Origin of the sequence: Kitasatospora sp. NPDC050543, assembly GCF_044457565.1 — a bacterium.
In the GTDB taxonomy this organism is placed as follows: domain Bacteria; phylum Actinomycetota; class Actinomycetes; order Streptomycetales; family Streptomycetaceae; genus Kitasatospora.
In genome coordinates this window covers 161,238-186,194 of sequence record NZ_JBITGZ010000010.1, presented here as the reverse complement: position 1 = coordinate 186,194, position 24,957 = coordinate 161,238, and the positions used below count along the sequence as shown (strand labels likewise).

Annotated in this window: 20 protein-coding genes; 12 read left to right on the top strand and 8 right to left on the bottom strand. The window is 73.5% G+C overall.

Going from position 1 to position 24,957, the window contains the following annotated elements:
- Positions 1–81: 81 nt before the first annotated feature.
- Complete coding sequence (locus ACIBH3_RS15560; protein WP_396312480.1) at positions 82–756, top strand: class I SAM-dependent methyltransferase; 675 nt, start codon at positions 82–84, stop codon at positions 754–756.
- A 58-nt stretch (positions 757–814) separates the two neighbouring features.
- Here ACIBH3_RS15560 and bioD read toward each other — a convergent pair whose 3' ends face one another.
- The 3 genes from bioD to bioB all read right to left on the bottom strand — a co-directional run bounded on the left by bioD (position 815) and on the right by bioB (position 4,323).
- Positions 815–1,645: a dethiobiotin synthase gene (bioD, locus tag ACIBH3_RS15555; protein ID WP_396312479.1), complete on the bottom strand. Its 831-nt coding sequence runs from the start codon at positions 1,643–1,645 to the stop codon at positions 815–817.
- 35 nt (positions 1,646–1,680) lie between these two features.
- Positions 1,681–2,982: an adenosylmethionine--8-amino-7-oxononanoate transaminase gene (locus ACIBH3_RS15550; RefSeq protein WP_396312478.1), complete on the bottom strand. Its 1,302-nt coding sequence runs from the start codon at positions 2,980–2,982 to the stop codon at positions 1,681–1,683.
- Between the two features lie 69 nt (positions 2,983–3,051).
- Positions 3,052–4,323, bottom strand: a complete 1,272-nt coding sequence (gene bioB, locus ACIBH3_RS15545) for a biotin synthase BioB (RefSeq protein WP_396312477.1) — start codon at positions 4,321–4,323, stop codon at positions 3,052–3,054.
- 178 nt (positions 4,324–4,501) lie between these two features.
- On the opposite strand from bioB, the gene ACIBH3_RS15540 reads away from it, so the two are divergent.
- A complete protein-coding gene (locus ACIBH3_RS15540; protein ID WP_396312476.1) occupies positions 4,502–5,275 on the top strand; it encodes a hypothetical protein in 774 nt (257 codons plus the stop codon).
- A 135-nt stretch (positions 5,276–5,410) separates the two neighbouring features.
- Here the strand turns inward: ACIBH3_RS15540 and ACIBH3_RS15535 are convergent, their stop codons facing one another.
- Positions 5,411–7,903, bottom strand: coding sequence for a DEAD/DEAH box helicase (locus ACIBH3_RS15535; RefSeq protein ID WP_396312533.1), 2,493 nt, complete (start codon positions 7,901–7,903; stop codon positions 5,411–5,413).
- A gap of 293 nt (positions 7,904–8,196) precedes the next feature.
- On the opposite strand from ACIBH3_RS15535, the gene ACIBH3_RS15530 reads away from it, so the two are divergent.
- Positions 8,197–9,390 carry an 8-amino-7-oxononanoate synthase gene (locus ACIBH3_RS15530; protein WP_396312475.1) on the top strand — a complete coding sequence of 398 codons (1,194 nt, stop codon included), beginning with the start codon at positions 8,197–8,199 and terminating at the stop codon, positions 9,388–9,390.
- A gap of 93 nt (positions 9,391–9,483) precedes the next feature.
- Here the strand turns inward: ACIBH3_RS15530 and ACIBH3_RS15525 are convergent, their stop codons facing one another.
- From ACIBH3_RS15525 to ligD, 3 genes are all read right to left on the bottom strand, one after another.
- The gene (locus tag ACIBH3_RS15525; protein ID WP_396312474.1) at positions 9,484–10,416 is read right to left on the bottom strand and encodes an aminoglycoside phosphotransferase family protein; all 933 of its coding nucleotides are present in this window, start codon (positions 10,414–10,416) and stop codon (positions 9,484–9,486) included.
- A complete protein-coding gene (locus ACIBH3_RS15520) occupies positions 10,413–11,063 on the bottom strand; it encodes a GNAT family N-acetyltransferase (RefSeq protein ID WP_396312473.1) in 651 nt (216 codons plus the stop codon). The genes ACIBH3_RS15525 and ACIBH3_RS15520 overlap by 4 nt, the downstream gene beginning before the upstream one ends.
- Positions 11,064–11,228: 165 nt before the next feature.
- Positions 11,229–12,236 carry a non-homologous end-joining DNA ligase gene (gene ligD, locus ACIBH3_RS15515; protein ID WP_396312472.1) on the bottom strand — a complete coding sequence of 336 codons (1,008 nt, stop codon included), beginning with the start codon at positions 12,234–12,236 and terminating at the stop codon, positions 11,229–11,231.
- Between the two features lie 65 nt (positions 12,237–12,301).
- Here ligD and ACIBH3_RS15510 point away from each other — a divergent pair, with 65 nt between their 5' ends.
- From ACIBH3_RS15510 to ACIBH3_RS15475, 8 genes are all read left to right on the top strand, one after another.
- Positions 12,302–13,366 (top strand): ATP-dependent DNA ligase, encoded by a 1,065-nt coding sequence (locus tag ACIBH3_RS15510; RefSeq protein ID WP_396312471.1) that lies wholly within the window; start codon positions 12,302–12,304, stop codon positions 13,364–13,366.
- A 206-nt stretch (positions 13,367–13,572) separates the two neighbouring features.
- On the top strand, positions 13,573–14,691 hold the full coding sequence (locus tag ACIBH3_RS15505) for a sugar ABC transporter substrate-binding protein (RefSeq protein WP_396312470.1): 1,119 nt from the start codon (positions 13,573–13,575) through the stop codon (positions 14,689–14,691).
- A gap of 84 nt (positions 14,692–14,775) precedes the next feature.
- Positions 14,776–15,555 carry an ATP-binding cassette domain-containing protein gene (locus ACIBH3_RS15500; RefSeq protein WP_396312469.1) on the top strand — a complete coding sequence of 260 codons (780 nt, stop codon included), beginning with the start codon at positions 14,776–14,778 and terminating at the stop codon, positions 15,553–15,555.
- Positions 15,556–15,629: 74 nt separating this feature from the next.
- Positions 15,630–16,898, top strand: a complete 1,269-nt coding sequence (locus ACIBH3_RS15495; protein ID WP_396312532.1) for a sugar ABC transporter permease — start codon at positions 15,630–15,632, stop codon at positions 16,896–16,898.
- 265 nt (positions 16,899–17,163) lie between these two features.
- Entirely contained in the window at positions 17,164–18,192 is a 1,029-nt protein-coding gene (tdh, locus tag ACIBH3_RS15490) for an L-threonine 3-dehydrogenase (protein ID WP_396312468.1), read from the top strand.
- 89 nt (positions 18,193–18,281) lie between these two features.
- Positions 18,282–19,475 (top strand): glycine C-acetyltransferase, encoded by a 1,194-nt coding sequence (locus tag ACIBH3_RS15485; protein WP_396312467.1) that lies wholly within the window; start codon positions 18,282–18,284, stop codon positions 19,473–19,475.
- Positions 19,476–19,665: 190 nt separating this feature from the next.
- Complete coding sequence (locus ACIBH3_RS15480) at positions 19,666–20,583, top strand: LysR family transcriptional regulator (RefSeq protein WP_396312466.1); 918 nt, start codon at positions 19,666–19,668, stop codon at positions 20,581–20,583.
- A 113-nt stretch (positions 20,584–20,696) separates the two neighbouring features.
- Complete coding sequence (locus tag ACIBH3_RS15475; protein WP_396312465.1) at positions 20,697–21,626, top strand: Gfo/Idh/MocA family protein; 930 nt, start codon at positions 20,697–20,699, stop codon at positions 21,624–21,626.
- 227 nt (positions 21,627–21,853) lie between these two features.
- Here ACIBH3_RS15475 and ACIBH3_RS15470 read toward each other — a convergent pair whose 3' ends face one another.
- Positions 21,854–23,122 (bottom strand): pyroglutamyl peptidase, encoded by a 1,269-nt coding sequence (locus tag ACIBH3_RS15470; protein ID WP_396312464.1) that lies wholly within the window; start codon positions 23,120–23,122, stop codon positions 21,854–21,856.
- Positions 23,123–23,398: 276 nt separating this feature from the next.
- Between ACIBH3_RS15470 and ACIBH3_RS15465 the strand changes: the two genes are divergently transcribed.
- Positions 23,399–23,851, top strand: a complete 453-nt coding sequence (locus ACIBH3_RS15465) for an iron chaperone (protein WP_396312531.1) — start codon at positions 23,399–23,401, stop codon at positions 23,849–23,851.
- Positions 23,852–24,957: the final 1,106 nt, after the last annotated feature.

Below are 24,957 nucleotides of genomic sequence, written 5' to 3'. Positions count from 1 at the left end.
CCGGGCTTGTGGCACGGATCGGGGCCGCCCGGATGCACTAGGGTCACGAACACCGGCCGACCACCAGCAGAGGAGGGCGCCATGTCCGGCGTCGCCACCACCGTCGAGGCCAACGAGGCCTTCGTACGGGCGCAGACCCGCCTCGCGGCCGATCCCTTCGTACCGGAGGTACGGCTGCACCTGGCGGCCGAGGCGATCGCGCTCTGGGAGCAGACCGAGTCGGCGACGGGGGAGGTCGGGCTGCCGCCGCCGTTCTGGGGGTTCGCCTGGGCCGGGGGCCTGGCGGTCGCCCGGTACGTACTGGATCACCCGGAGGTGGTCGCGGGCCGCGCGGTGCTGGACCTGGCTGCCGGATCCGGGCTGGTCGGGGTGGCGGCGGCGCTGCGCGGCGCGGCCTCCGTGCGGGCGGCGGAGATCGACGCGTACGCGGTGACCGCGATCGACATGAACGCCGAGGCCAACGGCGTCCGGGTGGACGCCGAGTGCGCCGACCTGCTGGACGGTGACGGCGCTCCGGCCGAGGTGGTCCTCGCCGGGGACGTGTTCTACGAGCGGGCGATGGCCGCGCGCTTCCTGCCGTTCCTGGAGCGGGCCCAGGCGCGGGGCGCGGCCGTGCTGGTCGGTGACCCCGGCCGGGCGTACCTGCCCCGGGAGCGGTTCACGGCCGTCGCGGCGTACGAGGTGCCGGTGGTGGCCGACCTGGAGGACCGCCCGGTCAAGACCACCACGGTCTGGCGGCTCGCGGCCGGCCGCTAGCAGCCGGGGCCGCAGTGGTCGGCAGGGCCACCGGCACTGACGCTTCGTCAGGGTGCCGTCAGGGGTGGGGCACCTGGTGCGCGGCGGTGAAGGCGGCCGCGTCCCAGTGCCCGCCCAGGGCCGGGGCGAGCGCGGCGAGCGCGAGCGCGGGGAAGGCGGTGGAGCGTGCGGCGCCCTCGGGGAGCGCGCCGAGCAGCGGCGCCTGGGCGACCGACGGCAGATCCGCCAGGTTGCAGCGGGCCGCCAGGTCGGCATCCGTGGGCCAGCTGCCCACCACCACACCGAGCTGGGCCAGGCCCCGGGCGCGTAGGGCCTCCGCGGTCAGGGCCGTGATGTTGAGCGTGCCGAGACCGGCGGCCGCGACCACCAGGATCTCCGGCCGCAGGCCGAGGTCGGCCGCCGCCAGCGCCATGTCGGCCAGCGTGTGGCCGTGTTCGTCGTAGCGCACCAGCAGGCCGCCGGCCCCCTCGACCAGGACCAGGTCGTGCCGGCCGGCCAGTTCGGCGGTGGCCGCCGCGACCTGCTCGGGTGCCGGAGTGGCCATCCCGGCCCGTCGCGCGGCGGTGTCGGGCGCCAGCGGCTCGGGGTAGCGGACCAGTTCACGGGTGGTCAGCGGACCGGCGAGCCGGACCACCTCGTCGACGTCGCCCGGCTCGTCCGGTGCGACGCCGGTCTGGCCGGGCTTCAGCACCGCGACCCGCAGGCCGCCCTGGAGGGCGGCGGACGCGACGGCGGCGGTGGTGACCGTCTTGCCGACCTCCGTGCCCACGCCGGTCACGAAGATCACCCGCCCGGCGGAGGGCCGCGGGCCTTCCGCGCCCGCGCCCGTGTCGGAGCCGCCCGCGCCCGTGCTGCCCGTGCCGGCCGAACCGGCGGTCCCCTGCGTCATCGCGTCACCGTCTCCCGAGCCCGTACTCCCGTGCGTCATCCCGCCACCGCCGCCGCCGTGACGGCCGTGCCGATCCGGGCCAGGTCCTCGTCGCCCGTCACATAGGGCGGCATGGTGTAGATCAGATCCCGGAACGGCCGCAGCCAGACGCCCTCCCGGGCCGCCGCCTCGGTGGCCGCCCGCATGTCCACCGGGTGATCGAGCTGGACGACGCCGATGGCGCCGAGCACCCGGACGTCCGCGACGCCGGGTGCGCCGGCCGCACCCGCGAGCCCGGCCCGCAGCCCGGCCTCCAGGCGCTTCACCTCGACCTGCCAGTCCTGCCCGAGCAGCAGCTCGATCGAGGCGTTGGCGACGGCCGCCGCCAGCGGGTTGCCCATGAAGGTCGGGCCGTGCGCCAGCACCGGCACCTCACCCCGGCTGATGCCGTCGGCGACCTCGCTCGTGCAGAGTGTGGCGGCCATCGTCAGGTAGCCGCCGGTCAGTGCCTTGCCCAGGCAGAGCACGTCCGGGGAGATGCCGGCGTGGTCGGCGGCGAAGAGTTCGCCGGTCCGGCCGAAGCCGGTGGCGATCTCGTCGAAGACCAGCAGCACGCCGTGCTCGTCGCAGAGCCGGCGCAGCAGCCGCAGGTACTCGGGGGAGTGGAAGCGCATGCCGCCGGCGCCCTGCACCACCGGCTCCACGATGACGGCGGCCAGCTCGGCCGCGTGCCGCTCGATCAGCTCGGCGAGCGAGGCCGCGTAGGCCTTGTCCACGGGTGCGTCGAACCCGGCCGGCGGCTCGCCCGCGAAGAGCTGGTGCGGCAGGACGCCGCCCCACAGGCGGTGCATCCCGCCCTCGGGGTCGCACACCGACATCGGGTGGAAGGTGTCGCCGTGGTAGCCGCCGCGCCAGGTGAGCAGGCGCCGCTTCTGCGGCCGGCCCACCGACTGCCAGTACTGCAGGCACATCTTCATCGCGACCTCGACGGCCACCGAGCCCGAGTCGCCGAGGAAGACGTGCTGGAGCGGCTCCGGCGTGATCTCCACCAGCCTGGCCGCCAGCCGGACGGCGGGCTCATGGGTGAGCCCGCCGAACATCACATGGCTCATCCGGCCCAGCTGCCCGCGCACGGCCTCGTCCAGCACCGGGTGCCCGTAGCCGTGGATCGCCGCCCACCAGGACGACATCCCGTCGATCAGCTCACTGTGGCCGCCGGCCGGCTGGGCCAGCCGGAGCCGGACGCCGGAGGCGGACTCGACCACGTACGGGGTCGAGGTGCCGGGCATCGGTCCGTACGGGTGCCAGACGTGCGCCCGGTCGAGCGCGAGCAGGGACTGCGAGGAGAGCCGTGACATGGTGTTTCAGATCCTAGGGTCCGTCGGCGTGGGGCCACCGGTGGAGGGCGATCGGTGCCCGGCCGCCCGTCAGGCGTTCGGGGCGAGCTCGGTGCCGGCGCCGCGGCGCCGGACCCGGACCAGGTCGCTGCGGACCTCGTCGGACGCGGCCTCGTCGGCCGGCTGCCCGGACACCGGCACCTCGGGCGCCGGCGCCTCGGCCGAGGGCTGCGCGTGGGTGGTCCCGCAGGCTCCGTGGCTGGTCCCGCAGGCACCCGCCGCCTCCTCGTGTCCGCCGCCGCACGGCCCGCAGCCACCGCCACCGGAGCCGCAGCCACCGCCGGCCGCGGTGACCTCGGAGCGGTGCTGAGGCAGGGTCACCTCTCCGGCGCCCTCGATCTCGAACCCGGCGTCCTTGATCATGTCGAGGTCGGCCTGGCCGGCCTGGCCCTCGCTGGTCAGGTAGTCACCGAGGAAGATCGAGTTGGCGATGTGCAGGCCCAGCGGCTGCATCGAGCGCAGGTGCACCTCGCGCCCGCCCGCGATCCGGACCTCGACGTCCGGGCAGACGAAGCGGACCATCGCCAGGATCCGCAGGCAGCGCTGCGGGGTGAGGTTCCACTCCTTGGCCAGCGGGGTGCCCTCGAACGGGATCAGGAAGTTGACCGGCACCGAGTCCGGGTCCAGCTCGCGCAGCGCGTAGACCACGTCGACCAGGTCCTCGTCGCTCTCGCCCATCCCGGCGATCAGGCCGGAGCAGGCGGACAGCCCGGCGCCGTGCGCCTTGGCGACGGTGTCCACCCGGTCCGCGTAGGTGTGGGTGGTGGTGATGTCGCCGTACGTGCCCTCGGAGGTGTTCAGGTTGTGGTTGTACGCGTCGGCGCCCGCCGCGCGCAGCCGCTCGGCCTGGTTGTCCGAGAGCAGGCCCAGGCACGCGCAGACCTCGACGGCCGGGTCCTGGCCCTTGATCGCCGCGATGGTGTCGGCGACCCGGTCGATGTCCCGGTCCGTCGGCCCGCGGCCGCTGGCCACCAGGCAGACCCGCTTGGCGCCGCCGGAGACACCCGCGGCGGCCGCCTCGGCGGCCTGATCCGGCTTCAGCCAGGTGTACTTGAGGATCTCGGCCTTGGAGCCGAGGCGCTGCGAGCAGTACGAGCAGTCCTCGGGGCAGAGCCCGCTCTTGAGGTTCACCAGGTAGTTGAGCTTGACCCGGCGGCCGAACCACTGCCGGCGCACCCGACCGGCGGCCGCGACCACGTCGAGCAGCTCGTCATCGGTGGTGGCGAGGACGGCCAGGGCCTCCTCCCGGGTGGGGAGTTCCCGGCGCAGGCCCTTGGCGGTGAGGGTGTCGAGCAGATCCATGAGGCTGATCCTGCCTGTTCGCCGACCGCCCGCGCCAGAGCAAACCCGCCAGAAGATCCCGCCTGCGATGTGCGAGTTGTCACAGTACCGCCGCGCACGGTAGTGGCGCAGGTCACGCGGGGCGCGGGCGGCCCACCCGCTGATCGGCCGCCGCGCCGTTCCGCTTAGAATCTGCGCCATGACCACGCAGGGGGAGCGCAACCCGCCACCGGTAGGCCGGCCGTCCCGCGGACCGGCCGAGGCGCATCATGCGCAGCGCGGCGGACCGCGCCGGGCGCTGGTGTGGTGCGCCGTCATCGCCGTGGTGGCGGGCGGCGGCTGGATCGTCACCCGGCCCCACCCGGGCGACTGGATACCCGGGCTCGGCCCGTCCAGCAAGGACGCCGCCAAGACCCCGCCGGTGGTGGGCAACCCGCAGCCGTCGACGGTCGCGGACCCGGACGGCCTGACCGCCGAGCGCTACTTCCCCGCGCAGCGCGGCATCGAGCTCGGGGCCTACAAGGCCAAGCGGTCCGGTGCCCGCCAGGGCCAGGACTGCGCCGAGACGCTCCAGGACCGCACCGTCGAGAACCCGCTGGCGGAGAGCGGCTGCCGGGGGTACATCACGGTCAGCTTCAGCGAGCTCGACCGGCCGGTGCAGAGCAGCGTGACCGTCCTCCAGTTCACGGACGAGTTCTCCGCCGAGAAGGCGGCCCGGACGCTCCAGGACAAGCCCGCCCTGCTGGCCTTCATCCTCCCGGACGCCTCCCCGGCGCCGGCCCCCACAGCGGGTGCCAAGACCCCCGCGACCTCGGTGAAGGTGGCGGCCGTCCGGCGCTACGTGACGTTCACCAGCTCCCGCTTCGCCGACGCGCACGGCGCCACCGGCGTCCCGGGGGCGGTCGAGCAGCAGCTCGACGAGGCGACCCGGGCGCTGTCCTTCACCGTCGGCCAGCCGTTCATCTGGACCTGAGCGGGCGCGGGCGGCGGTCCAGCCGGAGCGCTCCCGGCGACCAGCTTCCCCGCATTGGGAGTTGACGATCAATCAGGCCGGAGGGTGGGCGGTCGGCAGGGCCCGCGAGCGGGGGCCCCGCCGACCGGCCCGCCCTCAGCCGTCCAGCCGGTCCACCCCGGTGATCCGCAGGACCGCGCGGCCCTCCTCGTTGGAGCCGTACAGGTCGACCTCCGCGCTGATGCCCCAGTCCAGGTCCCCGGCCGGATCCTCGAAGATCTGGCGCACCCGCCAGGAGTCCTCGTCCTCCTCGATCAGCAGCATCTTGGGGCCGCGCGCGTCCGGACCGGTTCCGAGGTCGTCGTGCTCCTCCCAGTACTCGTCCATCGCGTCGGCCCAGCGATCCGCGTCCCAGCCGTACTCGCCGTCCAGCTCGCCCAGTGCGGTGTAGTTCTCCAGCGCGGCGAGCTCGACCCGGCGGAACATCTCGTTGCGCACCAGCACCCGGAAGGCGCGGGCGTTGGCCGTGACGGGCGCCGGCTTGTCGTCCAGGCGCACCTCGGGGGCCTGCGGGTCGGTCGGGTTGGCCAGCTGCTCCCACTCGTCCAGCAGGCTGGAGTCGACCTGGCGGACCAGCTCGCCCAGCCAGGCGATGACGTCCTTGAGGTCGTCCGTCTTGATGTCCTCGGGGACGGTCTGCTCCAGCGCCTTGTACGCCCCGGCCAGGTAGCGCAGCACGATGCCCTCGGTGCGGGCCAGCTCGTAGTGGCCGACGTAGTCGGTGAAGGTCATCGCCCGCTCGTACAGGTCGCGGACCACCGACTTGGGTGCCAGCGCGTGGTCGCCGATCCACGGGTGCGCGCGCCGGTAGACCTCGTACGCGTGGCCCAGCAGCTCGTCCAGCGGCTTCGGGTACGTGATCTCCTGGAGCCGTTCCATCCGCTCCTCGTACTCGATGCCGTCCCGCTTCATCTCGCCGATGGCGTCGCCGCGGGCCTTGTTCTGCTGCGAGGCGAGGATCTGGCGCGGGTCGTCGAGGGTCGCCTCGACCACGGAGACCACGTCCATCGCGTACGAGGGCGAGGTCTGGTCGAGCAGCTCGAAGGCGGCCAGTGCGAAGGTGGAGAGCGGCTGGTTGAGCGCGAAGTTCTCCTGGAGGTCGACGGTCAGGCGCACGATGCGGCCCTCGGCGTCGGGCTCGGGCAGCCGCTCGACCACGCCGCCGGCCAGCAGCGAGCGGTAGATCGCGATGGCGGAGCGGATGTGGCGGCGCTGCGCGGAGCGGTCCTCGTGGTTGTCGGTGAGCAGCCCCCGCATCGCCTCGAAGGCGTTGCCGGGGCGGCCGATCACCGAGAGCAGCATCGCGTGGCTGACCTTGAAGCGGGAGACCAGCGGCTCGGGGTCGGCGGCGATGAGCTTCTCGAAGCCCTCCTCCGTCCAGCCGACGAAGCCCTCCGGCGCCTTCTTGCGGACCACCTTGCGGCGCTTCTTGGGGTCGTCCCCGGCCTTGGCGACGGCCTTCTCGTTCTCGATCACGTGCTCGGGCGCCTGCGCGACCACCTGCCCGACGATGTCGAAGCCCGCCCGCCCGGCCCGGCCGGCGATCTGGTGGAACTCACGGGCCCGCAGGGTGCGCACCCGGATCCCGTCGTACTTGGACAGCGCCGTGAACAGCACCGTGCGGATCGGCACGTTGACGCCCACGCCGAGCGTGTCCGTACCGCAGATGACCTTCAACAGGCCCGCCTGGGCGAGGCGTTCGACCAGCCGGCGGTACTTGGGCAGCATGCCCGCATGGTGGACGCCGATGCCGTGGCGGACGAAGCGGGAGAGGTTGCGGCCGAACTTGGTGGTGAAGCGGAAGCCGCCGATCAGGTCCGCGATGGCGTCCTTCTCGGCCTTGGAGCACATGTTGATGCTCATCAGCGACTGCGCGCGCTCCACCGCCTCCTTCTGGGTGAAGTGCACGACGTAGACCGGCGCCTGGCCGGTCTTCAGCAGCTCCTCCAGGGTGTCGTGCATGGTGGTGCGGCGGTACTCGTAGAACAGTGGCACCGGGCGGGTCGCCGAGCGGACCACGGTGGTCGGGCGGCCGGTGCGCCGGGTGAGGTCCTCCTCGAAGCGGCGGACGTCGCCGAGGGTCGCGGACATCAGCAGGAACTGCACGTGCGGCAGCTCCAGGATCGGGATCTGCCAGGCCCAGCCGCGGTCCGGCTCGGCGTAGAAGTGGAACTCGTCCATCACGACCTGGCCGATGTCGGCCCGGTCGCCGTCGCGCAGCGCGATGTTCGCGAGCACCTCGGCCGTGCAGCAGATGATCGGCGCGGTCGGGTTGACGCTGGCGTCGCCGGTCATCATGCCGACCTGCTCGGTGCCGAACATCTTGCACAGGTCGAAGAACTTCTCCGAGACCAGGGCCTTGATCGGCGCGGTGTAGAAGGTCCGCTTGCCCTCCGCCAGCGCCGCGAAGTGCGCCCCGGCCGCCACCAGGCTCTTGCCCGAGCCGGTCGGGGTCGCCAGGATCACGTTGTTCCCCGAGACCAGCTCGATCAGCGCCTCCTCCTGGGCGGGGTACAGCGTGATGCCGCGCTCCTCCGCCCATGCGGCGAACGTCTCGTACAGCGCGTCGGGAGTGGCAGGGCTCGGCATCAGGTCAAGGAGGGTCACCCGGCTATCTTGCCTGCTCGCGAGCACCCCGGGCAAAGGGCTTAGCTCCGGGCCGGGGCCTGCGCCCGGGCCGGGCTCCCGCTCAGGCCCCCGCCCGGGCCCCCGCCCCTGGTCGGGCCCGGCGCCCGCCCCGCGATCGGTAGCCGCCTGCCCCTGCCGCCCGTACCCGGGTTGGCGCCGCCCGGCCCCGGCCTGCCCCGGGAGCCCGGGGCGGCCCGGGGCGTGTGCTCAGGCGCACGTTGCCCGGCCCGCGCCCGGCATGCCAGAGTGCGGCCATGGTCCACAGCACCGTGCCCGCGCAGCGGGCCCTCACCCCGGCCGCCGTCTTCGACTGGCTCGACGAGGCCGCCGCGCTGCGGGCCGAGGCCGGCCTGACCCGTACGCTGCGCAGCCGCCCGGCCGACGACCCGGTGCTGGACCTGGCGAGCAACGACTACCTCGGCCTGGTCCACCACCCCGCCGTGACCCGCGCCGCCGCCGACGCCGCGCTGCGCTGGGGCGGCGGCTCCACCGGCTCCCGGCTGGTCACCGGCACCACCGCACTGCACACCGAGCTGGAGGCGGAACTCGCCGAGTTCTGCGGTGTGGAAGCCGCCCTGGTGTTCTCCTCCGGGTACACGGCGAACCTCGCCGCGCTCACCGCCCTCACCGACCCCGACACCCTGATCGTCTCGGACGCCTACAACCACGCCTCCCTGATCGACGGCTGCCGGCTCTCGCGCAGCGACGTCCACCGCGCCCCGCACAGCGACCCTGCCGCCGTCCGTACGGCCCTCGCCGAGCGCAGCCACCGCCGGGCGCTGGTGGTCAGCGACTCCGTCTTCTCCGTGGACGGCAACGCCGCCCCGCTGGCCGGGCTCAGCGCCGCGGCCCGCGCCCATGGCGCCGCCCTGCTGGTGGACGACGCCCACGGGCTCGGCATACTCGGCCCCGGCGGCGCGGGCGCGCTGGCGGCCGCCGGACTGGCCGGGGCGCCGGACACCGTGGCCACCGTCACGCTCTCCAAGTCGCTCGGCTCGCAGGGCGGCGCCGTCCTCGGCCCCCGCCGGGTGATCCGGCACCTCACCGAGACCGCCCGGACCTTCATCTTCGACACCGGCCTGGCCCCCGCCGCCGCGGGCGCCGCGCTCGGCGCGCTGCGCCTGCTGCGCGCCGAGCCGCACCGCGCCGAGCGCGCCCGCGAGGTGGCCCGCACGCTCTCCGCCCAGCTGACCGCGGCCGGCCTGCGCGCGAGCCGTCCGGACGCCGCGGTCGTCTCGGTCCGAGCGCCCGACCCGGAGGCCGCCGTCACCTGGGCCGCCGACTGCCGGGCCGCCGGGCTCGCCGTCGGCTGCTTCCGCCCGCCGTCCGTGCCGGACGGCATCTCCCGGCTGCGGCTGACCGCCCGCGGCGACCTGACGGACGCTCAGATCGCCGACGCGGTGGCCATCATCCACCGCACCGCCCCCACCGGGGCAACCACCGCCTGACCACGGCCTGGCCGTCGCCCGGCCACCGCCGGCCCGGTCGACCCGCCGCTCGGACCCCGGCCGCCCGCCGCACCGGGCCACCCGGCGCTGCCCTCAGCCGGCGGCGGCCAGCTCCAGCAGGAACACCGTCTGCGGGTCGCGGCGCCCGGCCGCGGCCCGGGGTGCGGCGACCAGGGGCGCCAGCGCCCGGCACCAGGCCAGAACGCGCTCCGCCGACGCCCCGGGAACCAGCGCCACCAGCTCGGTGATCCGCCGCTCCAGCCCGGGCAGGTCCTCGGCGCCCTCCAGCACCCAGTCCACCAGGTCGAAGTCGGGGTCGCCGAGCGAGGGACGGGGGTCGATCGCGACCAGGCCGTCCCGGCCGTCCAGCACATTGCCCGCGTGCAGATCGCCGTGCACCAGCCCGGGCGGCCCGGCGGCGGCCAGGTCCAGCGCCGCCGCGCGGGCCGGCCCCAGAGCGGCGCCCGGGGCCCGGCGCCGGGTCAGGTCGAACAGGAACCCCACCCGCTCCCGCAGCGACGGCAGGTTCGCCGGTGATGCCGGTGATACCAGTGACGGCTGTGCGGGCTGTGCGGGCGGCGAGGGCACGGCGCTCCCGCCCGGCACGCCGGCCCCGCGCAGCGCGGTGAGCAGCTGGGCGACCTCGGCCGGCCGCCAGGCCCGCCCCCGCAGGGGCGTACCCGGCGCGACATCGGCGAGCAGCAGCGCGCCGGTCGCCGCGTCGTACTCCAGCATCCCCACCACCGCCGGTGTCCGAGCCCAGGCCGCCAGCGCCGCCGCCTCCTGCGCCGCGACCTGCGGGTCGGGCGTCAGCTTCAGCCAGAGCGGTCGGCCGTCGGCGAGCCGGGTGCAGCGGAACACCCGCGAGGTGCCGCCGCCGCCCGACTCGCGCACCACCAGCCCCCAGCGCCACGTCAGTTGGGCGACCAGCGTCGGCAGCGCATCGCACCAGGGCCCGGCGCCCGGCCCGAACCGTGCCGTCAGCCGGGCCCGGGCCTCCGGTGGCACCGCGGTGGGGACGCTCACGGGCGCCCGGCCACCAGCAGCGCCTCCGCGCCGACCGGGCGGTACCCGGCGGCCTGGAAGGCCCGCACGCTCGGCGCGTTGCCCGGGGCCTGCTGCGCCCAGATGTGCTCGCCCTCGGGCAGCAGATGACGGGCGCTCACCGCCAGCGCCCGGCCCACGCCCCGGCCGCGCGCCGCCGCGTCGACCTCGATGGCGGCCTCCCAGCGCCCGGCGACCCCGCGTCCCAGCGCCAGCACCCCGCCCGGCGTCGTCCAGGCCCGGACGCCGTCCCGGTAGCGCAGGGCGCGGGCGATCCGGGGGTGCTCCGGGTCCTCCACCCGCTCCAGCGGGAGCGGCGGCCCGCCGGGCAGCCGGTCCGCGACCGTCACCAGGTCGATGTTGTTGACCACCCGCCCGGTCCGTTCGGCGAACGCGGTCAGGAAGGGCGGGCAGAGCGGCGCGGCCAGCGGGTCGCCCGGCACCCCGGCCAGGATCTCGCGCACCCAGGCGGGGTCCTCGTCGGTGAAGACCACGGCGTGCGCGCTGAACGACATCACGCCGACCTCACGCGCCGAGGGCTGCGGCACCACCGTCACCGTGCCGTCGGACGGCGGGAAGATCCCGCCCGCCGCGTCGTCCAGGATCTCCCGCAGTCCGCGCCGTCCCATGCCCGATTCCTCCCCGAAGGATGCCGCCCCCGAAGGGCGGGTCCCGGACAGCCTACGAGGCCCCTCCGCCGGACGATCATGCGCCGCCCCCGTACGACGCCGCCGCCGGCGAGAACGCCCCCGGGCACCCGATGATCACGCACCCGGGCGGCCGCCGGGCCCGGTTCAGTGCTTGCGGGCCCGGCTGGGCTGCACCCGGGTCGGCTCGCCGGCCGCCTTGGGGTGGTCCGGCGGGTACGGCATCTCGCCCAGCCCCTCGTCGCGCTGCTGGCGCTCCGCCAGCTCCAGCAGGGGTTCCAGCGAGAAGGCCCGCCCGTCCATCCCGGCGTTCAGGTCGCCCAGCTCGGCGAAGCGGGCGGGCACCGTCCCCAGGTCGAAGTCCTCGGGCGTGGCCGCGTCCAGCTCCTCCCAGCGCAGCGGCGTGGACACCGTGGCGCGCGGCCGGGCCCGCACCGAGTACGCCGAAGCGATGGTGCGGTCGCGGGCCATCTGGTTGTAGTCGACGAAGATCTTCTCGCCGCGCTCCTCCTTCCACCACGCGGTGGTGACCTTGCCCGGCATCCGCTGCTCCAGCGCCCGGCCGAGCGCGATCACGGCGTGCCGGGCGTCGGTGAACGTCCAGCGCGGCTCCACCGGTACGTAGACGTGCAGGCCCCGACCGCCGGAGGTCTTGGGCCAGCCCTGCAGCCCGTACTCCTCCAGCAGCTGGCGCAGCTCGTGCGCGGCCCGTACGGCGTCGTGGAAGTCGGTGCCGGGCTGTGGGTCGAGGTCGATGCGCAGCTCGTCCGGGTGCTCGGTGTCCGTGCGGCGCACCGGCCAGGGGTGGAAGGTCAGGCAGCCGAGGTTGGCGGCCCAGAGCACCGCCGCCGGTTCGGTCGGGCAGATCTCGTCCGCGGACCTGCCGCTGGGGAAGGCGATCCGCGCGGTGGGCAGCCATTCCGGCAGGCCCTTGGGTGCGCGCTTCTGGTAGAAGAACTCGCCGTTCACCCCGTCGGGGAAGCGTTGCAGGGTGGTCGGGCGATCCCGCAGCCCGCGCAGCACCCCGTCGGCGACCGCGAGGTAGTACTGCGCGACGTCCATCTTGGTGAACCCGCGCTCGGGGAAGTACACCTTGTCCGGGTTCGACAGCCGTACGCTGCGCCCGGCGACATCCAGTTCCACGGCTGTGGCCATGCACCCACGCTAGGGCGGTCGGCCCCGGCGCGCGCCCCGGCGCGGCGGGCGGCACCATCGGAGGCATGGACCTGCCCGTGATGCCGCCGCTGGCGCCGATGCTGGCCAGGGCCGTCGCCGAGATCCCGCCGGGCATGCAGTACGAGGCCAAGTGGGACGGCTTCCGCGCGATCGTCTTCCGCGACGGCGACGAGGTGGAGATCGGCAGCCGCACCGGCAAGCCGCTCACCCGGTACTTCCCCGAACTGGTGGCGGCCTTCCTGGCCGAGCTGCCGCCCCGCTGCGTGCTGGACGGCGAGATCGTGATCGCCCGCGGGGGGCGGCTGCGCTTCGAGGAGCTGCTGGAGCGGATCCACCCGGCCGCGTCCCGGGTCCGCACCCTCGCCGAGCGCACCCCCGCCTCCTTCGTCGCCTTCGACCTGCTGGCCCTGGGGTCGGCGTCCCTGCTGGAGGAGCCGCTGGAGGCGCGCCGGACCGCCCTGCTGGGGGCCCTGGGCGGCGCCCGCGCCCCCGTCCACATCGCGCCGGCCAGCACCGACCGCGAGCAGGCGCGCGGCTGGTTCTCGCAGTACGAGGGCGCCGGGCTGGACGGCGTGGTCGCCAAACCGCTCGACCAGCCGTACCGGCCGGGGGAGCGGACCATGTTCAAGGTGAAACACGAGCGCACCGCCGACTGCGTGGTGGCGGGCTACCGCGAGCACAAGAGCGGTCCGGTGGTCGGCTCGCTGCTGCTCGGCCTGTACGACGAGCAGGGCGCGCTCCAGCACGTGGGCGTCTGCGCGGCCTTCCCGATGGCCCGCCGGCGCGAGCTCGCCGAGGAACTGGCACCGCTGCGGATGGACGATCCGGCGGGCCATCCCTGGGCGGCCTGGGCGCAGGAGGAGGCGCACGCCACCGCCCGGCTGCCCGGCGCCACGAGCCGCTGGACCGGCGGCAAGGACCTCTCCTGGCTGGCGCTGCGCCCCGAGCGGGTCTGCGAGGTGGCGTACGACCACATGGAGGGCACCCGCTTCCGGCACACCGTCCAGTTCCGCCGCTGGCGGCCGGACCGCACGCCGGCCGGCTGTGGCTACGGGCAGCTGGAGGAGCCGGTCTCCTACGACCTCTCCGAACTGCTCGGCGCGGGCTGACCCGCCGGGCCGACTCGGGCTGACCTCCCGGGCCTACCTGTGCGGCCGACCCCTCGGGCCGACCTGTCCGGCGGACCGCTCGACCGCCTCGCTGACGGACCCGCCGGGCGCACCACACGTTCAGCTCAGCAGCGATCGCGGTGTCCCCGGAGGTCTTCCAGACTCGGTCACGGGGGTGAACGCGAGTCTGAGAGGCAGGCATTCCTGTGAAGCTCGGTGTCCGTCGCATCCTCATTGCGACCACAGCAGTCTCCGTCGTCGTCGGCATGGCGTCGTGCGGCAGCGCCAAACAGTCGACCGGTTCCACCTCCTCCGGTTCCAACGCCAGCGGCACGGCGGCCGGCGCGGTGAAGATCGGTCTGCTGCTGCCGGAGACCAAGACCACCCGGTACGAGCAGTTCGACCGGCCACTGATCGAGGCGAAGATCAAGGAACTGGCGCCGAACGCGCAGATCGACTACTACAACGCCAACCAGGACGCGACGCAGCAGCAGACCCAGGTCGACACCGCGCTCACCAAGGGCGACAAGGTGCTGATCCTGGACGCGGTCGACGCCAAGTCCATCCAGTCCTCGGTGCAGAAGGCCCATGACGCGGGCGTGAAGGTGATCGCCTACGACCGGCTGGCGCAGGGGCCGGTGGACGCCTACGTGTCCTTCGACAACCACAAGGTCGGCGAGCTCCAGGGGCAGGCCCTGGTGGCCGCGGTGGGTGACAAGGCCAGCGCGGGCCAGATCATCATGATCAACGGCTCGCCCACCGACCCGAACGCGGCGGAGTTCAAGGCCGGTGCGCACAGCGCGATCGACGGCAAGCTGACGATCGGCAAGGAGTACGACACGCCCAACTGGGACCCGAACAACGCCAACCAGGAGGCCGCCGCGGGCATCACCGCGATCGGCGCCCCGAACGTGGTCGGCGTCTACTCCGCCAACGACGGCATGGCCGCCGGCATCGCGACCGCGCTGAAGGCCGCCAACATCAGCGGCACCCCGCTGACCGGCCAGGACGCCCAGCTGGACGCCATCCAGCGGATCCTGGTCAACACCCAGACGATGACGATCTACAAGCCCTACAAGCCGGAGGCCGAGTCGGCCGCCGAGTCGGCCATCGCCTACGCCACGGGCAAGAGCCCGTCCCCCTCGGCGACGCCGACCACCGCCAAGAGCGGCAGCGGCCAGTCGGTGCCCGCCAACCTGATCACCCCGATCGTGGTGAACAAGGACAACATCAAGACCACCGTGATCGCCGACGGGCTGTACACCCCGCAGCAGATCTGCACCCCCGACTACGCCGCCGCCTGCCAGCAGGCCGGGATCTCGTAGCCGCACGCGCCGTGCGCCGCCGCCCGCTCGGGTGGCGGCGCGGGCTCCGGTCGGGACAGCATCGGAGAGAGGGAGTTGGTTTCCGTGGAAGGCGCAACCGTACTGGCGCTTCGCGGGGTCTCCAAGCGGTTCGGCGCCGTCCAGGCGCTCACCGACATCGAGCTGGAGGTCCGCACGGGCGAGGTGGTGGCGTTGGTCGGTGACAACGGCGCCGGGAAGTCCACGCTGGTCAAGGCGATCGCCGGGGTGCACCAGCCGGACGACGGCACCATCGAGTGGGAGGGCCGGCCGGTCACCATCCACCGGCCGCAGGACGCCCAGCAGCTGGGCATCGCGACCGTCTACCAGGACCTCGCGCTCTGCGACAACCTCGACGTCGTCGCCAACCTCTTCCTCGGGCGCGAACTGCGCCACTTCACCGTGCTGGACGAGGTCGGGATGGAGAAGCGCTCGCGCACCCTGCTGCAGACCCTCTCCATCCGCATCCCCAGCGTCCGGATCCCGATCGCCTCGCTCTCCGGCGGCCAGCGCCAGACCGTGGCCATCGCCCGTTCTCTGATCGGCTCGCCGAAGGTGGTCATGCTCGACGAGCCGACCGCCGCCCTCGGCGTCGAGCAGACCGCGCAGGTCCTGGACCTGGTCGAGCGACTGCGCGACCAAGGCCTGGGAGTGATCCTGATCAGCCACAACATGGCCGACGTCATGGCCGTCGCCGACCGGATCGCGGTCCTGCGCCTGGGCCGCAACAACGGCGTCTTCGAGCGTCGCAGCACCACCCAGGAAGAGATCATCTCCGCCATCACCGGCGCCACGGACAATGCCGTGACCCGCCGTCAGGCCCGTGGTACGGAGGGCAACCAGTGAGCAGCCCCAGCAACACGCCCGGCCAGGGGGAGGAGCCGGGCAAATTCCGGCACAAGCCGCTCCCCGAGGACAGCATGCCCAAGGGCGGCGTCAACGCCCCCGTCGAGGTCGCGCACGACGCCACCCCCGCCGTCGACCCGCGACTGATCGTCCAGCAGGGCGGCATCACCGGCTACCTAGGCGAGTTCAAGCGCCGCCTGGGCAGCGGCGAACTCGGCTCGCTGCCCGTCATCCTGGCCCTGATCATCATCTGGGCCGTCTTCGGCAGCCTCGACAGCAGCTTCCTCTCCGCCCAGAACCTCTCCAACCTCTCGCAGCAGATCGTCGGCACCGGCATGATCGCGATCGGTGTCGTCTTCGTACTGCTGCTCGGCGAGATCGACCTGTCGGTCGGCTCGGTCAGTGGCCTGTGCGCGGCCATCTTCGCGGTGATGAACGTGACCCATGGCGTCAACGAGTGGGTCGCCCTGATCGCCGCGCTCGCCAGCGGCGCGATCGTCGGTCTGATCCAGGGCCTGTTCTTCGCCAAGGTCGGTGTGCCGGCCTTCGTCGTCACCCTCGCCGGCAACCTCGCCTGGAACGGCCTGATGCTCCAGGTGCTCGGCGCCAGCGGCACCGTCAACCTCTCCGGCAAGGACATCGTCTCCCGGCTGTACACCACCATCTACGGCCAGACCATCGTGGCCTACGCGGTCGCGGCGGCCGGCGTGCTGATCTACCTGGCCGGAGCCCTGTTCGACGCCAACCGGCGCCGCAAGGCCGACGTCCCCTACCGGCCGCCGGCCGACATCGCACTGCGCACGATCGCGCTTGCCGTGGTGGGCTTCGTCGTCGCGTACACCCTCAACCAGTACAAGGGCCTGCCGCTGGCGCTGCTGATCTTCCTGATCTTCATCGTGGTGCTCGACTTCGTGCTGCGCCGCACCGCGTACGGCCGGCAGATCTTCGCGCTGGGCGGCAACATCGAGGGTGCCCGCCGGGCGGGTCTGAACGTCTCCTGGATCCGGATCTCGGTGTTCATGATCTGCTCCACCATGGCCGCGGTCGGCGGCCTCTTCCTGGCGGCGCAGATCCAGTCCGCCAGCCAGACCTCCGGCGGCGGCAACCTGCTGATGAACTGCATCGCGGCCGCGGTCATCGGCGGCACCAGCCTCTTCGGCGGCCGCGGCTCGGCCTGGTCGGCGCTGCTCGGCGCGCTGGTGATCGGCTCGATCCAGTCCGGTATGAACATCCTGGGCGTCAGCAACGCCATCCAGTTCATGATCACCGGTGCGGTGCTGCTCGCGGCCGTCGTGATCGACTCCCTCTCCCGCCGCACCCAGAAGGCCGCCGGCCGCGCCTGAGCCCCGCCGAGCCCCCGGCGCGGCCGCGGCCTCCCCCGTACGGGTGGTGCCCGGCACGCCGCCGGGGCCGGGCGGCCCCGGCTCGGGCAGGATCGTGAAGCCCAGCTGTGGCGGCCCTTAAGAATTCCTCGATGGACCGCACCCCTCCCCACCAGGCAGATTGCAGGTGCCCGGTACGGTGCGGCGCGCGAGCGGCGGCCCCGCCGGGCGCCGCCCGGCCTGCCCACACCAGGTCGGTTCCCCTCGTGCGTCAGGAGCCGCCGCAGTGAAGGCACTCGTCAAGCAGAAGGCCGAGCCGGGACTCTGGCTGATGGACGTCCCGAAGCCGGCCATCGGCCCCGGCGAGGTGCTGATCAAGGTGCTGCGCACCGGGATCTGCGGCACCGACCTGCACATCCGCAACTGGGACGGCTGGGCGCAGCAGACGATCAGCACCCCGTTGACCCTCGGTCACGAGTTCGTCGGCGAGGTCGCCGAGATCGGTTCCGCCGTCGCGGACATCAGCATCGGCGACCTGGTCAGCGGTGAGGGCCACCTGGTCTGCGGCAAGTGCCGCAACTGCCTGGCCGGCCGCCGCCACCTGTGCCGCAACACCGTAGGCCTGGGCGTCGGGCGCGACGGTGCGTTCGCCGAGTACGTGGCGCTGCCCGCCGCCAACGTCTGGGTGCACCGGGTGCCGGTCGACCTGGACGTGGCCGCGATCTTCGACCCGTTCGGCAACGCGGTGCACACCGCGCTCTCCTTCCCGCTGGTCGGCGAGGACGTGCTGATCACCGGCGCCGGCCCGATCGGCATCATGGCCGCCGCAGTGGCCAAGCACGCCGGTGCCCGGAACGTGATGATCACCGACGTCAGCCCGTACCGGCTGGAGCTGGCCCGCGAGGTGGGCGTCACGCTGGCGCTGAACGTCGCCGAGCACACCATCGAGGAGGGCCAGCAGAAGCTCGGCCTGCGCGAGGGCTTCGACGTGGGCCTGGAGATGTCCGGGCGCCCCGAGGCGATGCAGTCGATGATCGCCAACCTCACCCACGGCGGCAAGATCGCCATGCTGGGCCTGCCCGCCGAGGACTTCCCGGTGGACTGGGCGCGGATCGTCACCTCGATGATCACCATCAAGGGCATCTACGGCCGCGAGATGTTCGAGACCTGGTACGCGATGTCGGTGCTGCTGGAGGGCGGGCTCGACCTCAGCCCCGTGATCACCGGCCGCTACGCCGCCACCGACTTCGAGGCCGCCTTCGACGAGGCCGCCTCCGGACGCTGCGGCAAGATCATCCTCGACTGGACGGCCTGACCCGTCCGGAGCCCGGAGCCCCTGGGCCCGCCCGGGCCGCCTGCCACGCCCGATCCGCCCGACCTGTCTGCCCTCTGCTAGGAGACCCTGTGTTCGACTCCGTGCGCGACGACCTCGCCGCCACCCTCGAAGAGATCCGCGAGGCCGGCCTCTTCAAGCCCGAGCGCGTGATCGGCACCCCGCAGAGTGCCGCCGTCACCGTCACGGCGGGCGGGCACCCCGGAGAGGTGCTCAACTTCTGCGCCAACAACTACCTCGGCCTCGCCGACCACCCCGACGTCCTCGCCGCCGCCAAGGACGCGCTGGACCGCTGGGGCTACGGCATGGCCTCGGTGCGCTTCATCTGCGGCACCCAGGACGTCCACAAGCAGCTGGAGGACCGCCTCTCGGCCTTCCTCGGCCAGGAGGACACCATCCTGTACTCCTCCTGCTTCGACGCCAACGGCGGCGTCTTCGAGACCCTGCTCGACGAGCGCGACGCCGTCATCTCCGATGCCCTCAACCACGCGAGCATCATCGACGGCATCCGGCTGTGCAAGGCCCGCCGCCACCGCTACGCCAACCGCGATCTGGCCGACCTGGAGCAGCAGCTCAAGGAGACCCAGGACGCCCGGCGCCGCCTGATCGTCACCGACGGCGTGTTCTCGATGGACGGGTACGTCGCCCCGCTGCGCGAGATCTGCGACCTGGCCGACCGCTACAACGCGATGGTCATGGTCGACGACTCGCACGCCGTCGGCTTCGTCGGCCCCGGCGGGCGCGGCACCCCGGAGCTGCACGGGGTGATGGACCGGGTCGACATCATCACCGGAACGCTGGGCAAGGCGCTGGGCGGCGCGTCCGGCGGCTACGTGGCGGCGCGCGCGGAGATCGTCGCGCTGCTGCGCCAGCGCTCGCGCCCGTACCTGTTCTCCAACTCGCTGGCGCCGGTGATCGCGGCCGCCTCGCTCAAGGTCCTCGACCTGGTCGAGCAGTCCAACGAGCTGCGGGAGCGGCTCGCCGCCAACACGGCGCTGTTCCGTTCGAAGATGACCGAGGCCGGGTTCGAGATCCTGCCGGGCGACCACCCGATCGCGCCGGTCATGATCGGGGACGCCGCCAAGGCCGGCCGCCTCGCCGAGCTGCTGCTGGAGCGTGGTGTGTACGTGATCGGCTTCTCCTTCCCGGTCGTCCCGCACGGCCAGGCCCGCATCCGCGTCCAGCTCTCGGCCGCGCACTCCACCGAGGACGTCGAGCGCGCCGTGGCGGCCTTCATCGACGCCCGCGCCGCCCTGGGGGAGTAACCCCCCGGGCGCACCCGACCACCCCGCGGGCCGCCCGCCCGGAACCGGGCGACCCGCGGGGTTTCCAGCATCCGGCGCGGAGAGTGAGTGGGAAGTCGGCCGGTCCGGATTCCGGTGCGCGGGGTCTGCCGTACGCGGGCCCGGTCGACGGGCGGGCGGGAGTGGCAGCCGGCACTGGCAGAATTGGCATGTGATCGACGCAAGACGGCTGCGGACCCTGCGGGCTGTGGCGGACCACCGCACGGTGACCGCGGCGGCGGCCGCCCTCTACCTGACGCCCTCCGCGGTCTCCCAGCAGCTGGCCGCCCTGGAGCAGGAGACCGGCCACAACCTGCTCGCCCGCGAGGGCCGCGGGGTGCGCCTGACCGCCGCCGGGGAGATCCTGCTCGGCCACGCCGACGCCGTGCTCGCCCAGCTGGAGCGCGCCGAGGCCGACCTCGCCGCGTACAGCGCGGGCGTCTGCGGCGAGGTGACCGTCGCGTCCTTCGCCACCGGCATCGCGCTCGTCCTGGCCCCGGCGATCACCGCGCTCGCCGTCGGCGCCCCCGGCGTACGGCTGAAGGTGCTGGACGCCGAGGGGGACGCCAGCCTGCCGATGCTGCTGGACGGGCAGGCCGACCTCGCCGTCGCCGTCGAGTACCGCGGCGCCCCCCGCGCGGACGACCAGCGGCTGACCCGCGTCCCGCTGTACGCCGAGCCCTTCGAGGCCGTCCTGCCCCTGGGCCACCCGCTGGCCGCGGGGCAGGGGCCGATCGCCGTGGCGGATCTCGCCGACGAGCCGTGGATCGGCCCCTACCCGGGCAACCCGTGCCACGACGTCGTCCTGCTCGCCTGCGAGTACGCCGGGTTCCAGCCCCGGCTGGTGCACTCCTCGGACGACTTCCGGGCCGTCGTCGCCCTCGCCTCGGCCGGGGCGGGGGTGGCACTGGTACCGCGCTCGGCGCTGCTCGGGGTCGATCTCTCCCGGGTCGCCGTGCGGCCGGTGGACAGTGCGCTCGCCACCCGCAAGGTGTTCGCGGCCGTCCGCAGCGGGGCCGAGGGGCACCCGCTGATCAGGCCGGTGCTGAAGGCGCTGGCGGAGGCGGCGGCGGGGGCCTCGGCGGCGTAACCGCAGGTGGCGCGGACGGAGGCGGCGGGGCGGGCGAGGTCTTGACATATGCTGCCGAAGGCCCGGCGTCCGCGCAGCAGCGGACGGCCACCCACCCTCGCAGGAGCCCTGGGATGAGCGACAGTCAGATGCTGGAAGAGCCGGCCGCCACGGCCGTGGCCGTGATCGGCCTCGGTGACATCGCGCAGAAGGCGTACCTCCCGGTGCTCACCGCGCAGCCGGGCCTGGACCTGCGGCTGATGACCCGTGACCGGGCCAAGCTCGACCGCATCGGCGACACCTACCGCATCCCCCACCGCTACACCGATCTCGGCGCGCTGATCGACAGCGGCGTGCGGGCCGCCTTCGTGCACGCCGCCACGGACCAGCACGTGCCGATCGTCGAGCGGCTGCTCACCGCCGGGATCGACGTCTACGTGGACAAGCCCCTGGACCAGCACCTGGAGGGCGCCCGCCACCTGGTCGAGCTCGCCGAGCGGACCGGCCGCTCGCTGCTGGTCGGCTTCAACCGCCGGCACGCGCCCGGGTACCAGCAGGCCAAGGAGCGGCCGAGGGACCTGATCGTGCTGCAGAAGAACCGCGAGGGCCTGCCGGAGGCCGTCCGCTCGGTCGTCTTCGACGACTTCATCCACGTCGTCGACACCCTGCGCTTCCTCGTCCCCGGCGAGATCGAGCACGTCGACGTCCGCTCGCGCATCCGCCACGGGCTGCTGGAGCATCTGGTGCTGACCCTCGCCGGGGACGGCTTCACCGCGCTCGGCATCATGAACCGGGTCTCCGGCTCCACGGAGGAGGTGCTGGAGGTGTCCGGCGGCGACTCCAAGCGTGCGGTGGTCAACCTCGCCGAGGTGATCGACCACCGGGGCCAGCCCACGATCCGCCGCCGGGGAGACTGGGTCTCCGTCGCCCGCCAGCGCGGCATCGAGCAGATCGTGGTCGCCTTCCTGGACGCCGTCCGGGCGGGCCGGACCCTCTCCGCGCGGGACGCCCTGCGCACCCACGAACTGTGCGAGCAGATCGTGGAACGCGTTGAGTCCGTCTGAGCCCGGGCCGGGCCGTCGGGCCGAGGGGGGAGGCGGGCGCCGATCTCCCGCCGGTGGCGCGTCGGGTGGCAGAGGTCGGCCGTGGGCCCTCCCCCCGCGCCGAGTTGCGGTTCGTTCCCCCGGAGCAAGCCGGCTGTCTGCGGACTGACGCCGCACGTGCCACCTGCCGGCGCGTGGCGCCCCGGCAGGTCGCGGCCCGGGCCCGTTGACGGCGGTGCCGGACGGCCTCAGTCCGCCGAGAGCAGGGTGAGGATCTCGGCGGTGATCGCGGCCTCGTTGCGCTCGAACTCGGGGCCGCTGAGGCGGGTCCGGTCGGCGGGCAGGCCGGTGAGCACCGGGGTGTGGAGGTGGCCGCCGGGCATGGCGGGGGCGAGTTCCAGGCGGAGCCGGTTGCTGCGGTAGGCCACCTCGTTCGATAGGTACCCACCGCCCCCGCCGGCCACCGCGCGCGAGCCCGGGGTCGGCCCGTCCGCGCGGTCCACCGGGTCGCTCTGCCCGGCCGGGATCTCGGTGACCTCGGTGTTCAGCAGGACGGGGTACGGCGTCCGGGTGGCGGCGGTCATGGCGGCGACGGGCAGCGTGGTCGGGATGAACTCCGCGCCGGGGCCCATCCCGGGCGCGACCACGGGGTGGCCGTACGTCCCGCCGGAGAGTGCGCCCTCGTTGTCGGGGTACGGGTCGGCCGAGCGGGCGCGGCCGGCCCAGGCCTCCAGGGTGAAGATCCCGGGGTAGCCCTGGCTGATGGTGGTGATCCGGTCGGCGGCCTGCGGACCCGCCGTCATCCGGGGCCCGAAGGCCCGCTCGACGATGCCGCGGTCGAAGTCGGCGTACCGCACGGGCAGGACGACGGCGCGGATCTCGGCTGTCGCGCCGTCGGCCAGGGTGACGCGCCGCCCGTTGAGGGTGAGCGCCGCCGAACCGGAGGGGTTGGCGGTGCGGAGGTCGCCGTCCAGGCCGAACGGGTCGAAGCCGCTGATGAACACCCGGCGCAGGCCCGGCGTGGTGCTGAAGCGGTTGGCGGTCAGGCCGCGGGAGGCGTCCTCGAAGCGGGCCCGCAGGGCGTCCGGGTCGATGGTGAACGGCGGCTGCCAGCAGGCGAGTTGGGTGTCCATGGTGAGCCGGGCCCAGTACAGTGGGCGGTCGTCGCCCGGGGCCAGGCCGTCGCCGGGGGGTAGGCCGTCGCTGGGGCGCCGCTGCTGGGCCCGGTTGACGGCCGACTGCCACAGCGCCGAGCCCCAGGCGTCCAGCAGCGCCTCGGCCTCGCGGGCCGTGCGGGCGGTGCAGAGTGCGGCGGGGAAGCGCTGGGTGAAGCTCAGCAGGCCGCCGCGCTCGATGAGTTGACCCGTCCGGGGATCGGCGAGGCGGGACTGCTCCACGCCCGGGGCGGGCGGTGCGGTCAGGCAGCCGCTCTCCGCGTGGGCGGGGGAGGCGCCGAGCAGGGCGCTCAGGCCGAGCATGGCGATGAAGGCCGGTAAGGCCCGGGTCGTGGATTTCATGGCATGTGACATTACACATCTGCGGGTATGCCGGGGAGAGGGCCTCCGGGCTGCCGGGGATTCGCGGCGCCCGGCCTTGCCGACGTCATCCTGTCGAACCGGTGTCCCATGGCCCATGGCCGTGGCTGATGTCCGATGCCCGGGGTTCGCGCGCCGGGGCTGCGGTGGCTCATGATCGTTGCGTGGAGCGGTCGTTGACGGGCCCGGGTGTCGGTGGGCCGCGATATGGTCCCTCTCAAGATCCTGCACATCGAGATCCTCAAGGGGAGATCTGCCATGGGCAACACCGACAGCAGTGGGCACGAGGGATTCACGGCTGAGGAGCGGGCCGCGATGAAGGATCACGCCCAGGAGCTGAGGACGGCCGCGCGCCGCGCCTCGCGCGCCGACAAGGCGGCGGAGGCCGAGCGGGACGTGCTCGCGAAGATCGCCGAGATGCAGGACTCGGACCGGATCATGGCCGAGCGCGTCCATGCCGTCATCACGGCCAACGCCCCGGTGCTCGCGCCGAAGCTCTGGTACGGGATGCCCGCGTACGCGCTGGACGGCAAGGTCGTCTGCTTCTTCCAGAGCGCGGAGAAGTTCAAGGCGCGCTACGCGACGCTCGGGTTCAGCGACCAGGCGAAGCTGGACGAGGGCACGATGTGGGCGGCCGGGTTCGCCCTGACCGAGGTGACGGCCGAGGTGGAGGCGCGCATCGCGGCGCTCGTGAAGCAGGCGGTGAGCTGACGCACGCCTGGCCGGCCAGCCGAGCCTGCGGCCGCCGTCCCTGCTCGGCGGACCGGCCGCCCGGTGCTCGCTCCGGCCGGGGGCGGGGGAGCGGTGACGCCGGCCGGGGCCCGTACGGGCAGGGCCGCGTCGAGGTTGTGGCCGCATCTCACACCCGATCTTGCCCCTAGGGAGGCGGTGCGTGCTGTGGCGCTCCCCTGCGCGCGACGGACCTCAGGTTGCCATGGAGCCCCACCCACTCGCCGAGCGGAGGCCGGCGGCATCACCGGCGAGGTGACCGTACGCACCGAGCTCCGCCCGGACGGGCTGGCGCGGGTATTGGTGCGGTGTGCGGGAGCGGACGAGTGCTACGCGATCACCGTCGGCCCGGCCTCTCCGCCGGCCGGCGGCCTCGACGACTTGGACACTGGAGTCTTGGGGGCGGTCCTGGTTGGCGGGGCCGCTGAAGTGCCCCCGTAGTTGAAGGCGCCAGTCGCCACTGCGGGAGCCTTCCATGGCAGCCGGGGCGCATGTGAACGGTGCTCTCGGGTCGGCACGAGGGGGTGCCTCAATGTTCTCCGTCAAGCGTGTGGGCAGCTTTGGCCCAGGGGGCGATTCTCTGTGTGGAACATGTGCGACAGCCGTGAGAGGTGACTCGGCGCTTAGCGTTTCCCCGGATGCCGCGATGAGGTCGAAGAGGTGTTGTGCGGCTGCGGGTGTGTACAACAACGACAACAGGGCCCCCTGGAGCTCGGTGATGGGTCGCACTCCCCAGCTGCCGAGAGGCCCTGCCTTCATGGCGTACGACCGGAAGATCACCCGACCGGGAACCCTGTTCGGACCGACCCGTTCCAAGATCGTTGAGATACGGCTTCTGGTGCCGAACCGGCACATCGCAAGCATGTGGGCGCGGCCTCATGAAGGCCGCGCCCCCTGCGGCGACGCCTTCGCGCTTGCCCTACTGGACGTTGCGTAGGGCAAGCGCCAGGTCCCACAAGCCCCTGGACCGGATCGTTTCCCCAACGCTTCATGGGAATCGAGCCGAGCCGGCGGCGGCCGGTCAGGCCTTGCGGATGGAGTAGGCGACGCCGCTGCCGTAGCAGCTGTTGGTGCTGTACGACCTTGTG